At 36.9% G+C, this 17,751-nt stretch carries 15 protein-coding genes; 7 read left to right on the plus strand and 8 right to left on the minus strand.

From position 1 onward, the window contains the following. Positions 1-180: 180 nt before the first annotated feature. Both A9996_RS17615 and A9996_RS17620 read left to right on the plus strand, forming a co-directional pair. Entirely contained in the window at positions 181-1,155 is a 975-nt protein-coding gene (locus A9996_RS17615) for a sterol desaturase family protein (RefSeq protein WP_066438322.1), read from the plus strand. 188 nt (positions 1,156-1,343) lie between these two features. Further along, positions 1,344-2,414, plus strand: a complete 1,071-nt coding sequence (locus A9996_RS17620) for a DUF3667 domain-containing protein (RefSeq protein WP_066438325.1) — start codon at positions 1,344-1,346, stop codon at positions 2,412-2,414. Positions 2,415-2,633: 219 nt separating this feature from the next. On the opposite strand, the gene uvrA is transcribed toward A9996_RS17620, so the two are convergent. Then, positions 2,634-5,417 (minus strand): excinuclease ABC subunit UvrA, encoded by a 2,784-nt coding sequence (uvrA, locus tag A9996_RS17625; RefSeq protein WP_066438330.1) that lies wholly within the window; start codon positions 5,415-5,417, stop codon positions 2,634-2,636. 227 nt (positions 5,418-5,644) lie between these two features. Here uvrA and A9996_RS17630 point away from each other — a divergent pair, with 227 nt between their 5' ends. Further along, positions 5,645-6,229 carry an RNA polymerase sigma factor gene (locus tag A9996_RS17630; RefSeq protein ID WP_066438331.1) on the plus strand — a complete coding sequence of 195 codons (585 nt, stop codon included), beginning with the start codon at positions 5,645-5,647 and terminating at the stop codon, positions 6,227-6,229. 272 nt (positions 6,230-6,501) lie between these two features. Here A9996_RS17630 and A9996_RS17635 read toward each other — a convergent pair whose 3' ends face one another. Then, positions 6,502-7,167, minus strand: a complete 666-nt coding sequence (locus A9996_RS17635; protein WP_066438334.1) for an endonuclease III domain-containing protein — start codon at positions 7,165-7,167, stop codon at positions 6,502-6,504. A gap of 37 nt (positions 7,168-7,204) precedes the next feature. On the opposite strand from A9996_RS17635, the gene bcp reads away from it, so the two are divergent. Further along, the gene (gene bcp / locus A9996_RS17640; protein WP_066438339.1) at positions 7,205-7,657 is read left to right on the plus strand and encodes a thioredoxin-dependent thiol peroxidase; all 453 of its coding nucleotides are present in this window, start codon (positions 7,205-7,207) and stop codon (positions 7,655-7,657) included. Between the two features lie 172 nt (positions 7,658-7,829). On the opposite strand, the gene A9996_RS17645 is transcribed toward bcp, so the two are convergent. Continuing rightward, entirely contained in the window at positions 7,830-9,284 is a 1,455-nt protein-coding gene (locus tag A9996_RS17645) for a nicotinate-nucleotide adenylyltransferase (protein WP_066438341.1), read from the minus strand. A gap of 90 nt (positions 9,285-9,374) precedes the next feature. Here A9996_RS17645 and A9996_RS17650 point away from each other — a divergent pair, with 90 nt between their 5' ends. Both A9996_RS17650 and A9996_RS17655 read left to right on the plus strand, forming a co-directional pair. Further along, complete coding sequence (locus tag A9996_RS17650) at positions 9,375-10,136, plus strand: MBL fold metallo-hydrolase (protein WP_066438343.1); 762 nt, start codon at positions 9,375-9,377, stop codon at positions 10,134-10,136. Between the two features lie 5 nt (positions 10,137-10,141). Then, a complete protein-coding gene (locus A9996_RS17655; protein ID WP_066438347.1) occupies positions 10,142-10,333 on the plus strand; it encodes a hypothetical protein in 192 nt (63 codons plus the stop codon). A gap of 53 nt (positions 10,334-10,386) precedes the next feature. Here the strand turns inward: A9996_RS17655 and A9996_RS17660 are convergent, their stop codons facing one another. The 5 genes from A9996_RS17660 to A9996_RS17680 form a co-directional block, all read right to left on the minus strand. Then, the gene (locus tag A9996_RS17660; protein ID WP_066438350.1) at positions 10,387-11,043 is read right to left on the minus strand and encodes an alpha/beta hydrolase; all 657 of its coding nucleotides are present in this window, start codon (positions 11,041-11,043) and stop codon (positions 10,387-10,389) included. 2 nt (positions 11,044-11,045) lie between these two features. Next, positions 11,046-11,372 carry a DUF4870 domain-containing protein gene (locus A9996_RS17665; RefSeq protein ID WP_066438352.1) on the minus strand — a complete coding sequence of 109 codons (327 nt, stop codon included), beginning with the start codon at positions 11,370-11,372 and terminating at the stop codon, positions 11,046-11,048. Position 11,373: 1 nt separating this feature from the next. Beyond that, positions 11,374-12,627, minus strand: a complete 1,254-nt coding sequence (locus tag A9996_RS17670; RefSeq protein WP_066438362.1) for a dihydroorotase — start codon at positions 12,625-12,627, stop codon at positions 11,374-11,376. Continuing rightward, positions 12,624-14,549, minus strand: a complete 1,926-nt coding sequence (locus A9996_RS17675; RefSeq protein WP_066438365.1) for a BatA domain-containing protein — start codon at positions 14,547-14,549, stop codon at positions 12,624-12,626. Before A9996_RS17675 ends, A9996_RS17670 begins: the two co-directional genes overlap by 4 nt. Positions 14,550-14,654: 105 nt before the next feature. Beyond that, on the minus strand, positions 14,655-15,662 hold the full coding sequence (locus A9996_RS17680; protein WP_066438373.1) for a glycosyltransferase family 2 protein: 1,008 nt from the start codon (positions 15,660-15,662) through the stop codon (positions 14,655-14,657). Between the two features lie 167 nt (positions 15,663-15,829). On the opposite strand from A9996_RS17680, the gene A9996_RS17685 reads away from it, so the two are divergent. Continuing rightward, positions 15,830-17,716: a M61 family metallopeptidase gene (locus A9996_RS17685; RefSeq protein ID WP_066438383.1), complete on the plus strand. Its 1,887-nt coding sequence runs from the start codon at positions 15,830-15,832 to the stop codon at positions 17,714-17,716. Positions 17,717-17,751 lie beyond the last annotated feature (35 nt).

Raw genomic sequence — 17,751 nt, forward strand, 5'->3', positions numbered from 1 at the left:
CAATTGGAAACAAAAATTGAATTGCTAACAAAAAAAATACAGAAAGTAACCGATAGTAAATGTAAGGATGCACAAAATGATTTTTTTAATTAACAGATGCCTTTTATTTAAGCTAAAATTTATTGCCTATCTTGCGAGATTCAATAATAACGTCTAATTTTAGGCTTTTTAAAAATATTTATGGATTTTACAAATCCCCTTATTTACGGGGTCCCTTGCTTTTTAGGTTTGATTTTATTAGAACTCACCTATAGTAAAACGCATGATCATAAAGATCTTTACAACTGGCGCGACCTGTTCTCAAGTGTTGGCATGGGTTTAGGCTCTGCAGTTGTAGCCCCGCTTGTTAAAACAATAACGATCATTCTTTTGTTTAGTTTTGTTTATGATTTTTTCAACCCAATGGTTGATGGTGTGCGTACTAATATTATGGGGTATGAATCCTTTGGATATGCTTGGTACATTTGGATTTTATGTATGCTAGCTGATGATTTCTCATATTACTGGTTCCACCGTCAAAATCACATGGTAAGGTTCTTTTGGGCAGCGCATATTGTACATCATTCATCTAGCAATTTCAACCTCGGTACCGCGGTTAGAAATGGTTGGTTTACTATTTTTTATAAGCCTTTATTTTATGTTTGGATTGTTGTGATAGGTTTTCCACCAGAGATGTTGGTGGTATGTTTAGGAATTGAAGCACTTTGGCAATTTCAGTTGCACACTGTGTTTATCCCTAAACTTGGTTTTGTGGAGAAAATATTGAACACACACACCATGCATCAAGTGCACCATGCCTGTAATATTGAATATATGGATAAAAACCATGGCGGATTCTTGAATGTTTTTGACAGAATTTTTGGTACATGGAAACCTTTGGATGAAAGTATTGATATTTCTTATGGCGTTACCAAACCACCAGCTTCCTATAATTTATGGGTGATTTTGACGCACGAATATTCTGATATTTGGCGTGACATGAAGAAATCCAAAAATCTTAAGCACAAATTCATGTATGTTTTTGGACCTCCAGGATGGAGTCATGACGGCAGTACAAAAACGGTAAAACAGATACGGAAAGAGATGGCCTTGGAACACCTTAATGCTATCGACGAAAATAGTCCTCAGCCTTTCGGAAAAAAAATTAGAAGATGACGTTTTAACTTCAGGCATTAAGGCATAATTCCATTTATCAAAAATCAATTTTGATTATTTTTATTGGTTCTCAGCTAGTGTCTGCGGACCGATAGCTGAATGGGTTACGGACAACTGTCAATTCAAAATCTAATTGTTTCAATCAAAAACAATTTTTACTACATTTAGGGCTCCAACCAAATTAACATATGCCGAGATCTTTAAAGGAGTGCAAAAACTGTTTGCAACAATTTGAGAGCCATTATTCCTATTGTCCCTACTGTGGACAAAAAGCAGATGATCAGTTAACCCTGAGCGTTCTCTTCAATAATACCCTGAGTAACTATTTTTCTGTTGATGCCCGATTCTTCAAGAGTTTCATTCCCTTAATGTTCAAGCCAGGATATCTGGCAAAACAGTTTGTGGAAGGCAGGCGATTGTTGTATTTGCACCCTGCACAGATGTATCTGTTTATATCAATTGTCTTTTTCTTTTTGTTTTCATTTATTAGTCGCGAACAAGCAGAAACCATTGATAACGATTTGAGGAAAAATATTGAGCGAAGCCATGCGTATCAGGATTCATTAAAACAAAAAAAGCAAGATTCTATTGCTCATCAGGAGTTTTCCAAAACTGTAAAGTCTCATCTCGCTGATTTGGATCTCAACCAAGAAGAAATGCAAACGCTAGATTCTGTTATCACTAAAGATAGAAAATATTCCAGTTCTTTGTTCGACATGGATTTTGGTCAAGCAGAGGTAGATTCTATGATTACCGCAGGAAATTCAGATCAGGAGATTTACAATTTTATGGGAATGAAACCTGATGCTGGATTTTTTACAAAACGCGCCTATCACCAGGCTTTAAAATTCTTTAAGAATAAAAGTGGTGGCTCCATTCTACAAGCATTTTATGATAGTGTGCCGTTGGCAATGTTTATTCTTTTGCCAATTTTTGCGCTAATTTTAAAAGTGTTTTATTATAGAAAGGGAAGGTTTGCCCACCATTTGGTTTTTAGCTTTTACTTCTTCGCCTTTTTGTTTATGGTGTTCAGCATGTTGGTAATAGTCGATTTAATATGGCCAAATTTTCCAGGAGGAATCATATTTTTGATCATGCTTTCCACCTTTTTCTATTTGTTTCTGGGTATGAAGCGTTTTTATGGACAGGGATATATTCTGACTTTTATCAAAAGTAACGTGGTCAGTTTTCTATTTCTGTCATTTGTAATTCCTTTTGCCGCAGTGATTATGGGGTTGATGGCATTTTTGTTTTATTGAGAAGGCAATAAGCTTGGAAAATGAAGCACGGAGTTTGAAGACTATATGTTCACGCAAAGACGCCGAGTCGCAAAGCATTGTTAATTATGTATTTTTAAACTCCCAGAGATGGACTCAGCCCTGCTGAAAGCTGCTGCACAACAGCCTCTTGTTTTAAACAAGGCAGGAAAGCTGCCAAATGAAAACTGCCGACTGAAGACTGTAGACTGAAGACTGAAACTAAATCTTCTCTTTCAAATAGCCCCCCGTCACTGAATTTTTATTCTTTACCAATTCTTCAGGGGTACCTGCCGCAACCACTTTTCCGCCTCTTTCGCCACCTTCCGGACCTAAATCAATGATATAATCTGCGCACTTTATCAAATCAAGGTTATGTTCAATAACAATAATGGAATGTCCTTGTGCGATTAATGCCTGAAAAGATTTTAAAAGTTTCTTGATGTCATGAAAGTGTAGTCCGGTGGTAGGTTCATCAAAGATAAACAGCGCGTTGTCGCTCTTAGAGCCTTTTCCTAAAAACGTGGCCAATTTTATACGTTGTGCCTCTCCACCAGAAAGTGTCGAAGAACTTTGACCTAAGGTCACATAACCCAATCCCACGTCCTGTAAAGGTTGCAGCTTACTCTGTATTTTTGATTGGTGGTGTGCTTCAAAGAACGCAATGGCATCATCAATGGTCATATTGAGTATATCATCAATATTTTTATCCTCAAAAGTGACTTCCAATACTTCTTTCTTGAAACGTTTGCCGTTGCAGGTTTCACAGGTTAGATGTACATCAGCCATAAACTGCATTTCAATGGTCACTTCACCATCGCCTTTGCAGGTTTCACAACGACCACCTTCTACATTAAAACTAAAGTGCTTGGCTTGATAATTTCTGATTTTGCTCAACTTCTGATTCGCATAAAGCGCTCTAATATCATCATAGGCCTTCACATAGGTGACGGGATTGGAGCGCGAAGAGCGTCCGATAGGATTTTGATCAACAAATTCAATATGCTTGATATTCTTGTAATTGCCTTTTAACTCAGAAAACTGTCCTGGCTTGTCGCCAAAACCTGTCAATTCTTTTTGAATGGCCGGAAAAAGGATCTTTTTAACCAATGTGCTTTTACCACTTCCAGAAACACCAGTGATAACAGTTAACATTTCTAAAGGAATCGTAACGTCAACATTTTGTAAATTATGCTCTCTTGCACCAATAATATCGATATGATATTTTGAAGTCCGGCGTTTTTTGGGGACTTCAATTTCAAGTTTCCCATTGAGATATTGCGCTGTTAAAGATTCAGATTTCAATATATCTTCATACGTACCTGCGGCTACAACTTCACCACCTAGGGTACCAGCTTCCGGACCAATGTCAATGATTTCATCAGCCGCCTGCATAATATCTTCATCATGTTCTACAACAATGACTGTGTTTCCTAAATCACGCAACGCTTTAAGTACCACAATAAGTTTTTCGGTATCTTTTGGATGCAGTCCAATACTCGGTTCATCTAAAATATACATGGAGCCAACCAAGCTACTGCCCAATGAGGTTGCTAAATTGATGCGCTGACTTTCACCACCAGATAAGGTGTTCGACTTTCTGTTGAGCGTCAAATAATCGAGGCCAACATTTGACAAAAATGCCAGTCTATTAGTGATTTCCTTTAAAAGTCTGTTTGCTATGGTGGTGTCATGATCACTAAGCTCCAGCTGTTTAAAAAACACCATGAGTTTATCTAAAGGCAACGTCACCAAATCTGTTATAGTCACGCCTCCAACCTTGATGTAGTTAGCTTCAGCCCGTAAGCGCTTCCCATGGCATTTACTGCATTTGGTTTTTCCTCTGTAACGCGAGAGCATCACACGGTTTTGAATTTTGTAAGCTTTTGATTCCAATTCTGAAAAGAAATGGTTCAAACCTTCAAAATAGGTATTGCCTTCCCAAACCAATTCTTTTTGTGCCTCTGTTAATTGAAAATAGGGCTTATGGATAGGGAAATTAAATTTATGTGAATTATTTACCAATTGATCTCTGTACCAACTCATGCTCTCACCGCGCCAAGGAAAAATAGCATTTTCATAAATGGATAAGGCTGTATTTGGTATCACCAAATCTTCATCAATCCCAATAACATCTCCATAACCTTCACATTTTGGACAGGCGCCATAAGGATTGTTAAAACTGAACAAATGCACATTAGGTTCCAAGAAGATCATGCCATCCAATTCAAATTTATTATTGAAGGCGGTTTGTTTGTTGTTAGAAAGTGACTCTAAAATAGTCGTCCCTTTGCCTTCAAAAAACGATGTTTCAATAGCATCAGCAAGCCGGTTGTAAAAATCATCTTCATGTTTGACAACAATTCTGTCAACGACCAAAAACAAATCATTTTTGAAATCTTTTTCAAGGGCATCCTCAATACGTAAGACTTCGTTTTTGTATTGTATCCGCGCATACCCTTGCTGTTGCAGTACGTTCAGTTTATCAATCATGGTACGCCCTTCCTCTAACACAATAGGCGCGAGGAGTAGTAGCTTTTCACCATCTGCAAAAGATTTCACCAAATTCAGAACATCTGCAGTGGTATGTTTTTTTACCAAATCTCCAGATATAGGGGAGTAGGTTTTTCCAATTCTGGCAAAAAGCAATTTTAAGTAATCATAAATTTCTGTGGAGGTCCCAACGGTAGAACGTGGGTTGGTAGAATTCACCTTTTGCTCTATGGCAATTGCTGGTGCTATTCCTTTAATATAATCAACTTTTGGTTTATTGAGCCGTCCTAAAAACTGACGCGCATAACTAGACAAGCTTTCAACATAGCGTCTTTGGCCTTCAGCATATAAAGTGTCAAATGCCAAACTAGATTTTCCTGAACCAGATAATCCTGTAATAACCACCAATTTATTGCGCGGAATCACCACATCGATATTCTTGAGGTTGTGCAGGTTGGCACCTTTAATAATAATATTTTGTTTAGGATTTACTTCTGAAAGATTAACGTTCATAGTCATTTTGCATATAAGGTTGCAAAGATACTACATCTAGTGCAGCCACGAAATAAAGTCATTGTGCAATAAATTGTTAAAGTTTTAGGTGTTTCTTTGCATTTTAGAAATGATTGTTGTTATATTTGATCCCAATTATCTAAAACAGAGTTGCCTATATCATAATATTACTTTATTAAAATTAACCCCAAGCAAGGAAGCACTTCCAAGCCAATAAAGTAATTAATATGGAACACGAACTTATCACCGATGCTGTTTTAGTGAGCAATTATCTCAAAGGAGAAGAAAATGCGCTCTCTATCCTAATCACAAGGCACAAACAAAAAATTTACAGTTTTATTTACTCAAAAGTTCATGATAGGGATATAACTGAAGATATCTTTCAGGATGCCTTTATCAAGGTGATCAGAACGCTCAAACTAGGAAAATATAATGAAGAAGGTAAGTTTTTACCTTGGGTCATGCGTATTGCACATAACTTGGTCATTGATCACTTTAGAAAAAGTAACCGCATGCCCAAATTTGACAATACGGGGGAATTCAGTATTTTTTCTGTGTTGAGCGATGCCTCATTAGATGCTGAAAAAGGCATGATCAAAGAGCAAATAGAGTCTGATTTGCGACGGTTGATTCAAGAACTTCCAGAAGACCAAAAGGACGTCCTTGTCATGCGGATGTACAATGATATGAGTTTCAAGGAAATTTCTGATAAAACGGGGGTTAGCATCAATACAGCTTTAGGCAGAATGCGTTATGCCTTAATAAATTTGAGAAAAGTTATAGATCAAAAAAATATCATTTTGACCAATTAAACATACTAAAGCAAAATTTGCTGCGTTATTAGGAATATAATCAAACAAAAATTCCTATAATGGCAAAACTTTACTCTCAATGTTCCCAAAAAAACAACAACCTGAACCCAAAAGAAGAAACAGTCAATTTTCTCTTGAATTATTCTAAGGCTTTAAGTGTTATACATTGTAATAAATGGAAGTTTGAAGCACTTTTAAACTAAGATCTGAAAAGTCCCGAGAATTAGCTCTTCGGGACTTTTTTTATTCGCAACAAGTTGGTAATCTTATTCTTAAATTTTTGACTTCATCTTTTTATAATAATCTTCCAGCACGCGGGCTCTACCAATAGTTTTGGTAATAATATCCTTTTCCAAATCCCAGCCACGGGCAGGAGAATACTGCCTGCCATACCAAATAATCTGTAAGTGCAAGTCATTCCAGATGTCTTCTGGAAAAAGTCTTTTGGCGTCTCTTTCTGTCTGCACCACGTTTTTACCATTGGTTAAGTTCCAGCGGTACATCAATCTGTGGATATGAGTGTCTACAGGAAAAGCCGGAATCCCGAAGGCCTGAGACATCACTACAGCCGCAGTTTTATGGCCAACAGCAGGGAGCGCTTCCAAATCCTCATAAGTTTGTGGTACCTCTCCGTCATGTTTGTCGATCAAGATGTGAGACAAACCATAAATACCTTTACTTTTCATGGGAGATAAACCCACAGGTTTTATAATTTCCCTGATTTCTTCAACAGAAAGCTTGATCATATCATATGGATTATCAGCTTTTGCAAATAGGAGTGGTGTAATTTGATTGACGCGCACATCTGTACATTGGGCTGACATTAAAACCGCAATCAAAAGTGTATAAGGATCTTTATGGTCTAAAGGCACAGGGATTGTTGGATACAGTTGCTTTAACGTATTTATAACAAAATCCGCCTTTTCTTGTTTGGTCATAAGTTGTATTTTTACAAATATCAAATTTAAAACAGTTATGACCAAATTAAAAGCAGGAGACAAGGCTCCAAATTTTTCAGCGAAGGATGAACAGGGAAATAAAGTGTCTTTATCAGATTATAAAGGAAAAAAATTAGTCGTATTTTTCTATCCAAAGGCTAATACCCCAACGTGTACCACTGAAGCATGCAACCTCAGGGACCATTATAAAGATTTGAAAGATAAAGGGTATGAATTGTTGGGTGTTAGCGCCGATAGCCAGAAAAAACAATCCAATTTTAAAGAAAAGTATGATTTTCCATTTCCTTTATTGGCAGATGAGGAAAAAGAAGTCATTAAAGCATTTGACGTTTGGGGCGAAAAGAAATTTATGGGACGAACATTTGATGGGATCCACCGTGTGACTTTTGTAATTGATGAAAATGGCACTATTGAAAAAGTAATTGATAACGTAAAAGCCAAAATACATACAGAGCAGATTCTGGAATAAAAATTTGATAAAGCAGCATAAAAAAAGACCTTAGCTTAAAATCCTAGGGTCTTTCTTGTTATTATTATTATGAGGTTTTATATCCCTAGGCACTGCCTCGTTTTGTCTTTTTTGGAATTTTAAAGTTTAAATTTTTGGATTTAGTAACTCTTGGGGCTCTGCCCAAGGTAGTTTATTGTTCCCTAAAAACTTCCTCCGCTTCATACCCGAAGAGACCTTTTTCTTTTATGATTTTAGCTACTCCAGGAGGTAACATGGCTTCCCAACCTTCATCACCATCGGCAATTGCCTTTAAGACGGTGCGAGAGAAAATTGTTAAAATTGAAGGATCATAATCAGTGATATCTACCACTTTTCCGTTGTATTTAAAGAATTTGTACAATTCTTTCATACGCGGGTGTACTTTTAAGTTTTCGCTATCTGTCAACGTACCATCATCATTAACCATTGGGTAGAGGTATACGCGCAAATCTTTAAAGAACAACTTGCCGAAAGCTTCCAATATGCCTCCGCTTAAATGACGGTAATATTTCTCATCAAAAATATCTACCAAATTATTGACTCCCATGGCTAATCCCATTCTGTTTTTAGAATATTGAGAGAAGTACTCCACTAATTTATAGTATTCCTGAAAGTTGGAAATCAAAACGGTATGTCCTAAAGAGCATAGCAATTTTGCCCTGTCCATAAAATCTTGTTCATCAATTTCACCTTCTGCTCTTAAGTTGGAAAGTGTAATTTCAAATACGACCTGAGTATTATTAGGGTCTACCTTATTTTCTTTGACAAACATGTCATAAGATTTCTCATACATGTCAATATTCACTTTGGTTACGGGCCTGAAACTACCACGTAAGGCCAGAATATTCTTCTTGTAAAGAATTTTTGCAGGAAGCACGTTATTCCCATCAGCTGCAAACATGACCGCATCAGTCATATTGTTTTTAACCAATTGTAAACTCATCAAGCGGTTGTCAACATTATCAAATACGGGACCTGAAAAGTTGATGGTATCAATTTCAATCTGGTCTTTGTCTAAATGATCATACAAATAGCGCAATAATTTTTTAGGCTCATTGTATTTGTAATAGGCGCCATAAATAAGATTGGTGCCCAATATACCTAGGGTTTCCTGTTGCAAACGTGCATCATTTTCTCTAAATCGTAAATGCAGAATAATTTCGTTATACGCAGAATCATCAGGCTCAATTTGATATTTGATGCCCACCCACCCGTGGCCTTTGTATTTCTTTGCAAAATCAATGGTGGCGACGGTATTGGCATAAGAAAAGAACATTTTATTTGGATGCTTATCCCTTGCAATACGTTCTTCAATCAAATTAATCTCATGGGTCAACATTTTGCGCAGACGCGCTTCAGTTACATAACGCCCATCTTCTTCAATGCCATAAATGGCATCACTAAAGTCCTTATCATAAGCTGACATTGCCTTAGCAATCGTACCAGATCCACCACCAGCTCTAAAAAACTGACGTACAGTTTCTTGTCCTGCACCAATTTCAGCAAAGGTTCCGTAAATATTCTCATTGAGATTAATACGAAGCGCTTTGGTTTTAAGCGACGGAATGTCTTCAAATTCTTTATCGCCTTTTAGGGTGATCTCCATGTTGTAGATTGAGTTTTATGAGCCACAAAGGTATAGAATTGCTATCTTAAAAGAAAAAATAAACTTACTTTTGTTCCAAACATAACACCTTTGAAAGTTACATTTTTAGGAACCGGTACATCTCAAGGAATTCCAGTAATAGGAAGCACCCATCCGGTATGTTTGAGTGAAAATCCCAAAGATAAGCGGCTACGGGTTTCAGTGTTGATAGAATGGGAGAGGTATACCTACGTTATAGATTGTGGCCCTGATTTCAGGCAACAGATGCTGAATACCAAATGCAGCAGATTGGATGGTGTCATTTTTACACATGAACACGCTGATCACACTGCAGGTCTGGATGATATCAGACCTTTCTATTTTAAGCAGGGAGATATTCCTATATATGCCCATAACCGAGTGTTAAAAGCGCTCAAAGACAGGTTTGCCTATATTTTTGAAACTGAAAATAAATATGCTGGTGCTCCCGGAGTGACGCCTATTAGAATTGAGAACAAACCGTTTCAAATAGGTAATTTAACGGTGGAACCCATTAACGGAATGCATTATAAGTTACAGGTATTTGGTTTCAGATTTAATGATTTTGCCTATTTGACCGATATGAAAACGATCAAAGATGAAGAGATTGAAAAATTGAAAGGCGTGAAAGTACTTGTTGTGAATGCGTTAAGAGAAACAGAACATATCTCACATTTCAATTTGGAAGAAGCTTTAGCACTTATCACTATAATAAAGCCAGAACGTGCTTACCTTACCCACATTAGCCACATGCTCGGATTTCATGATGAAGTTGAAAAGAAGCTCCCAAAAAATGTGTTTTTGGCTTATGATAACCTACAAATTAATATATAAAACTTATGAAAGGTAGAATCTTCATGTACCTGTTCGTGTTTGCGATGCTATTGGTTGTGTTTCAATATGCAAATTCAAAAAACATCTTTGATACGTATCAAGAGAAAATGACAAAGCTTATCGAAAGAGAACAAATTCTTAAGGATTCCATAATCAATCTGAATAAGGAATTAATGAAGTATAAAAAAGAACTTTAATAGTTTAGATATCTTATTATTTAGGGTGTGCCAATCTACCACCAAAAGCCAACTTATTTTTCCAATCTTTTATTCAACCAGCTTCTAAATTCATAAAAATTCTGTGGTGCTACACCATGGCCCGTAGGAAATTCATTGTAGGTATTTTTTATGGACAATGAATTTAAAAACTGAGGTACTTTTCGTGCCCATTCCACCGATATAACTTGATCTGCACTACCGTGTGAACAATAAAAAGCCAAATGTGAATAGTCTTTGGTTTCAAGATCATCAGGAAGCATGTCTGGACTGATATAACCGCTCAAAGCGATTACGTTTCTCACTTTCTCAGGATAGGTAAGGGCCACGGCATGACATAAAATGGTGCCTTGGCTAAAACCTAATAGGGTTACATTTTTTTTATTTACAGGGAATGCTGCCTTGACTTCATCAATAAATTTGGCAATCACATCTCTCGATTGAATTGCCTGTTCGTTATCATTCCATTTGTTCATTTCCGCATCAAAATTAATGGCATACCATGCGTTCCCGTAAGGCTGCATAGGGTAGGGCGCTCTTGCAGAAACAATAAACAATTCTTCAGGCAATTCGGAAGCAAATCCGAAAAGATCATTTTCATCACTGCCATAACCATGAAACATGATCAGCAGCGGTGCATTTTCCTTTAATATTGAAGGTCTTGTAACGTATTGTAATGAAAGTTCTGTCATATCTAATTTATATTTCTAAACCATTCCTGAAATTTTTCGCCAATAACAGGGATAGGCTGATACTTTTCTTTAATGGCATAGTAGAGTCCAAATAGCCAACATGCAAAGGTAATAATCCAAAAAGCAGTTCCTAACAAGCTGTTGATATATTGCTCTACAAGATTTGAAAATAGGAGCATCATGATTAAACCAAGCATTTGCCTGATATGGAACAACGTAAATGGGTTGCGTTTTTCCAAATTCATGATGATGGCAATGATAAGACCTATAAACGTGAAATAACTTACAATGGCTAATGTTTTGCCCTCTTTTATAATTGGATCTTGCATATTAATTTAAAACTAGTTGATTGTTTGAAATAATACCATACACCTTTCCTTTTAGTTTTTGGTCTTCAAGAATGGCATTTTTTGATGTTGCATGAATCATTTCCTTAGTAAAGGTGTAATTTTCTGTAGGATTGAACAAGGTGAGTTTTGCTTTTTTACCTACTGCAATCGGCGTAGATTCAATATTAAAACGCTCTTTACCCTTGGTCAATAAATCGATGGTTTTCTTTATGGTGAACACTGTATTTAGAGCACCAAAAGCCGTTTCCAGACCTATGCTGCCATATTTGGCATAATCAAATTCTATTTTTTTGTGTTCAATATCTATAGGATTATGGTCGCTGGTCACCATGTCTATCGTACCATCCTTTAAGCCTTCAATCAGTGCGTCACAGTCTGATTGTGTCCGCAATGGAGGCAAAACTTTGAAGCGTGTGTTGAATGTTTTTAATTCATCATCGGTCAACACTAAATTATGAATGGCTACACTGCAGCTCACATCGAGTTTTTTAGCTTTTGCATCTCTGATCAGTGCTACTGATTTGGCAGAAGATATGGTTGGGATATGGAGTTTCCCTCCGGTGTATTCCAACAGAAATAAATCACGAACAATCTGCAGTTCTTCAGCCAAGGTCGGATTTCCTTTTAGGCCCAACGAGGTGCTCATCACATTTTCATTCATCACCCCAAGTCCTGAGATTCTAGATTCTTGTGGAAATGAAAAGATCAAGCCGCCAAAATTACTGGCGTATTGCAAAGCCAGTTTCATCAAATTAGGATTTCTGATTGGTTTTTGATAATCATAAAAGGCAATGGCGCCAGCGTTTGTCATATCATAAAGCTCCGCAAGATCTTCACCATCGCTGTTTTTTGTCAACGCACCAATAGGAAATAAATTAACGGGATTGCCCTGCGCTTTTCCTTTTAAGAATGAAATATCAGCATAACTGTCAATTATTGGTTTGGTATTGGCGTTTACGGCAACATCGGTAAATCCTGAGCGTGCAGCGGTTTCAAGTCCGTTAGCAATGGTTTCACGTTCTTCATAACCAGGTTCACCAAAACTCACACTGCTATCAAACCATCCTTGTGAAATATGGAGATTATCTAAAGTAATCTCCTTTATTTTTGATGGGTTTTTGATGTTTTTGGAAATTTGGGTGATGATGCCCTTTTCTATCAGGATATCGCAGGTATCATTGTGAAAATCGCTTCTAGGATCTACTATGGTAGCCGATTTTATGAGTACGTTCATTTAAGAAATTTTAAGATGAGCATTTCAATAATTAAAAAAGCTACCGCAAAAATAACAAACCATTTCCATAGCTCATTAACATTTGTAGTACTTTTTATAGTATCAATGGCAGTAGCTACAGAGGTGTTTATTTTGCTATTTAAGGTTTGTGAAAGATTCATATAAGTAAGTAAACTTTCATTTCTGTTATAATTATAACTGAGGTGTTTTACTATCTCATCCTTGTTTTTGACATCAAAGATGCCTGCAGAATTGGGATATTCGTCTGTTGTTAGTTGCACTTTGTGGCTGAAGGTTTGTTGCAAAGGTACGATGGAGGTCTCTGCGCGTTCGAGTTTTAAAATATCGTCCTGGAGTAAAGTGGTGGTGATATCGATGGTGTTTTTTGTGCCAACAGCATAATACAAGCGCGACACTTTTAAACTTTGCTTGCCAATATTATAAAGCACAGGAACGATCAACGGTGAATTTTGAAAATTGGAGTTCTCTTCATCCAAGGCCGCTGAAAATGCATAAGCATTATTAACTTGGGATAGAAATGCTGAATTGTCCTCAAAACTTAAGATGGACGCACCAGTTGGAGACGCTAAGTTGTAATACGTGTTCACCTTTGGATATTGAAAATTATCAACGCTCTTATCAAACACATTGTTTAATAACGGATGTGAAAAATTGATTTTGGTGATGCGTTTCTCTGCGGAAATTTTAGACGAATAATTCGGTAAACTATAATTATTAAATAACTGGTTATAAGAGTCTAGATCAGATGTGTTTGAAGGAATGATTAAAAGGCTACCACCATCTTCTGAAAATGAATTTAAGGCAGTGATCAGGGCATTGGGAATGCTTTTCAATTGATTAAGAATAATGAGGTTCTGGTTTACCAGACTATTGTAATTGAGCTCGTCAAAATTGACCATGGTCAAGTCAAATTCGTCATTTGTATAAAGTTTTTTTAAGAAATCAGCATCGGCTTCATTGATTGCCAGAACTTTGATTTGTTCGCTCTCGTCCAGGTTAAAGTAAAACGTGTTGTCATAATTTAAATGGGCATCATCAATTGTAATTGTTCCATTAAACGCTTTGTTGTTGGGAATTGTAAATATGGTTTCTGCATTATTGACGATGTTCACCGCACTTTTCGCCATTAACTGATCATCCTCGAAAAGGGATACCGGAAGTGTTTCAATAGGATCGCCTTGGTTGCCCAAACGAACGGTAAGTTCTAAGGTTTCCACATTCGTTTTGGAAATGTATAAAGAATCAATGCTGACGTTTGTTGTTTTTGTAGGGTTTAGTTGCACCAAATTATAATTGACAAGACTATCTTTTTTTAGCGTTAGAAGGTCTTTTTTTTGCTGAAAATCAGAAATGAGCACAAAGTTCTTAATGCTGCCTTTGTCTTTAGAAAATGCTTTTTTTCCTTTCAAAAAAATGGCGTCATAATCTAGTTGGTTGGCGGAATAGGAGAGCCCGATCAAATCATTTCTAACCGCTTTGATGCTGGTGTTGGTAAAGTTAAGGTCATTGGTGAATATGCTGATGCTTTCATTCTCATCCATATGTTCAATCAAATCTTGAACGGCAGTATTCAATAATGTTCCATTAGCACCCTTCGCCTGCATGCTAAATGAGTTATCTAGATAAATCACCGTTTCATTTTTGGTATTGAAGCTATTGGTATTGGCCTGATAAGGTTGGGCAAAAGCAATGATAATACAAGCCAAAAGCAGCATCCGGGTCAACAAAGTCAGCCATTTTTTAATCTGCGAACTTTTACGGGTTTGGATCGTAATACTTTTAAGGAGCTGCACGTTGGTAAATGCTACTTTTTCAAACCGACGCAATTGAAACAAATGGACAATAATAGGAATAATGAGCAGGAGTAGAGCGTAAAGAATTTCTGGATTTTTAAACTGCATCCCTTTTTTATTTTTTAGAGGTCGAACGAGCGTGTCAAATATAAAAATACAAGAGGATTAACCCCTTATGATTTTGAGAAATTTAACGCTAATAAACTGAGGCTGCTAACAAAAAAAGAAATAATCCTTGGCTTTAACCAGCGCTTGATTTTCTAAAACTGATGTAATTCTTTTTTGAGAGGTTTTATTGGCAACAGTTACAATCACTTGAGGTTGGTTTAATTCACTTAAAGAGGAAACAGGTTGCAGCTCCATTTTGTAGATCTGCTGACCTATTTTTTTCGGATTATTGCAAATCCATATAAACGGAACGTGATGCTTTTGCAATAGCTTAGCACATAATTTTCCTTTAAAACCAGCACCCCAAAGCACTAACGGTTGGTCTGGGTTTCTGTCAAGCTTTAAAAAATAATCCAATTTCAATTTTAAGAAATGATTGGCAGCATAATTTTCATGAGTTCTTGAGGTTCTTGTGCTGTAGTCTCGCCAGTGATGAAGCACAGCATGGCTAGGAATACATTTTAAGCCCTGTTTATAGAATCGAAATGCCAAATCATAATCTTCTGGATAGATAGTGCTTTCAAAAGAACCACACGCCATCAAATCGTCGCGATGTACCATCCAACATGGCGATGGGATGACACATTCCTTGTATAGATCAGTGTAGTTAGTCCCTGATCTTGTGAGTGCGTTGAGCCACTTTTCATAATTTTGATAGCCTTCTCCAAGCTCTCCTTCACAAAAATAGTTCACCAAGCCTAAAGCGACATGCCCTTTTCCGTGGGTTATTAAGTCATGGCCCATGAGTTGTAATTTGTTGGGCGCCATCACATCATCACTATCCATCCGAGTGATAAAATCGCCTGAGCTATTTTCAAACCCTAAATTCAAAGCATCAATAATGCCGTTCCCAGAATTTTTGGACACTTTAATCCGAGCGTCTTTATGTGCAAATGAGATTACCAAATTATAACTCTCATCAGTGGAATGGTCATCAACAATCAGTAATTCCCAATTGGTATATGTTTGGTCAATTATGGAATTGAGACAGTCTTCTAAAAACAGCTCACTGTTTTTGAAAGGCGTTAAAATACTTATTAAGGGTTGAAGCATGTGGCTAAAATACGATTTCTATTTTGGGCTTTTTTAACATAAACTTCACTAAAATAGTGGTCTGACATTGTAGTTTTGTTTCCTTAGAAATACTGATACTATTTCTAGAGTTTATAAAAAGTCTTTATCATATCAATTGTCCTAAAATTTTAAACTAAAACACAATAATGAAACATTTTCTAACATCCTTAGGTTTGGCTGTGCTTCTCACAGCTTGTGGACCTTCAAAAAACACAAGTAACGACTTAGCGGTAAGTAATCCAATTGCAACCACTATTAATCTAACCACGGTTAGCAATGATAAAGTTCCCGTAAGTATTGATCCAGGACGCTTTACTGAAGAAACCGTCACCTATTATTTACCAAAAGTTGTACAAGGCACTTACAGTGTGAGCGCTTTTGGACGCTTTATAGAAGATTTTAAAGCGCTGGATTATAACGGAAAGCCTCTGCAATTTACACATCCTGAAGAAAACACCTGGGTGATTACCAATGCCAAGCAACTTGATAAAATAGTGTATGATGTCAATGACACTTTTGATCAGGAAGAAATTGGTGGCATAGGTAAAGACATGCCTTTTTCTCCAGCAGGAACCAATATTGAAGAAAAAAATTATGTCTTGAACCTGCACGGATTTATCGGCTATTTTGATAACTTAAAAAACAATCAATACACTTTGGATGTGACTGCCCCTGCAACTTTCAAACACACTTCCGCTTTACAGGCGACGGCAAGCAAATCAAGTGCTGATGGTTCAGTAACAAATAGTTATTTTGCGCCGCGCTATTTTGATATTACAGACAATCCAATGATGTATGGCGATTTGAGTATTGAAGAATTTATGGTGGGTGATATTAAAGTGGTGTTAAGTGTATATTCTCCAAATTATGTGCATACTGCGGCAGATTTAAAACCATCTATGTACAAAATGATGGAAGGTCAAAAAGCGTATTTAGGTGATGTTAATTCTACCCCGCGCTATGATATATTCTTGTATTTGGCTGATGCTACTCCTGAGGCACCAAAAGGATTTGGCGCATTGGAACACCATACATCTACCGTGGTGGTATTGCAGGAGGCTATGCCCATTGATATTCTTGAAAAATCGATGATCGACATTGTCGCCCATGAGTTTTTTCATATTGTAACGCCACTTTCTGTGCATTCAGAAGATGTGCATTATTTTGATTACAACAACCCAACCTTTTCAAAGCATTTATGGATGTACGAAGGGGTGACCGAATATTTTGCGCAACATTTCCAAATTCATGAAGGTTTGATGACCAATGATGAATTTTACGCGCAAATAATGGATAAGATCAAGACGGCTACCTATTTTGATGATAGCATGAGTTTTACCTTGATGAGCGAAAATATTTTAAATGCTCCTTATGCTGATAACTATATCAACGTCTATTCAAAAGGGGCTTTGATAGGAATGTGCATTGATATTTTAATGCGTGAAGAAAGTAATGGACAACGCAGTATGCTGTCTTTAATGAAAGAACTTTCAGGACGTTATGGGATGAACAAACCTTTTAATGATGATGAGTTGATTGCCGAAATCTCTGCAATGACCTATCCGTCTGTGGCAAATTTCCTAAAAATGCATGTTGAAGGAACAACCCCAATTGATTACAACGTGTTTTTCAATAAAGTAGGGTTGACTCTGGGCGATAAAAAAGTTGAAACCTCTTTTATTCAAGATGGGAACGGATTTATTTTTGGAGGAGACCAAGAAAAAATGACCTTGTTCTTTTCAGAAAGTGTGGCCAATAATAGTTTTTGGACTGAAGAAGGCATCCTTCCTAATGATGTGATCAAAGAAGTTGGAGGTACCCTTTTAACGCTTCAAAATGCGCAAACGCTTATTGGGAATATGTACCAATGGCAACCTGAAGATGATTATGAAATTAAGATTGAGCGCGATGGTGAGGCCATGATTTTTAAAGGCAAGCTCAAGCAAGCTTATACGGTGAGTAAAAGTTTGATGGAAGATGAAAACGCCACAACGCCTCAAAAAGAACTTCGAAAAGCTTGGTTAAAAGGCTAAGTCGAAGAGATTATAGATATAAAAAATACTCGTAT

The sequence above is a fragment of the Gelidibacter algens genome (assembly GCF_001678675.1).
Lineage (GTDB): Bacteria > Bacteroidota > Bacteroidia > Flavobacteriales > Flavobacteriaceae > Gelidibacter > Gelidibacter algens.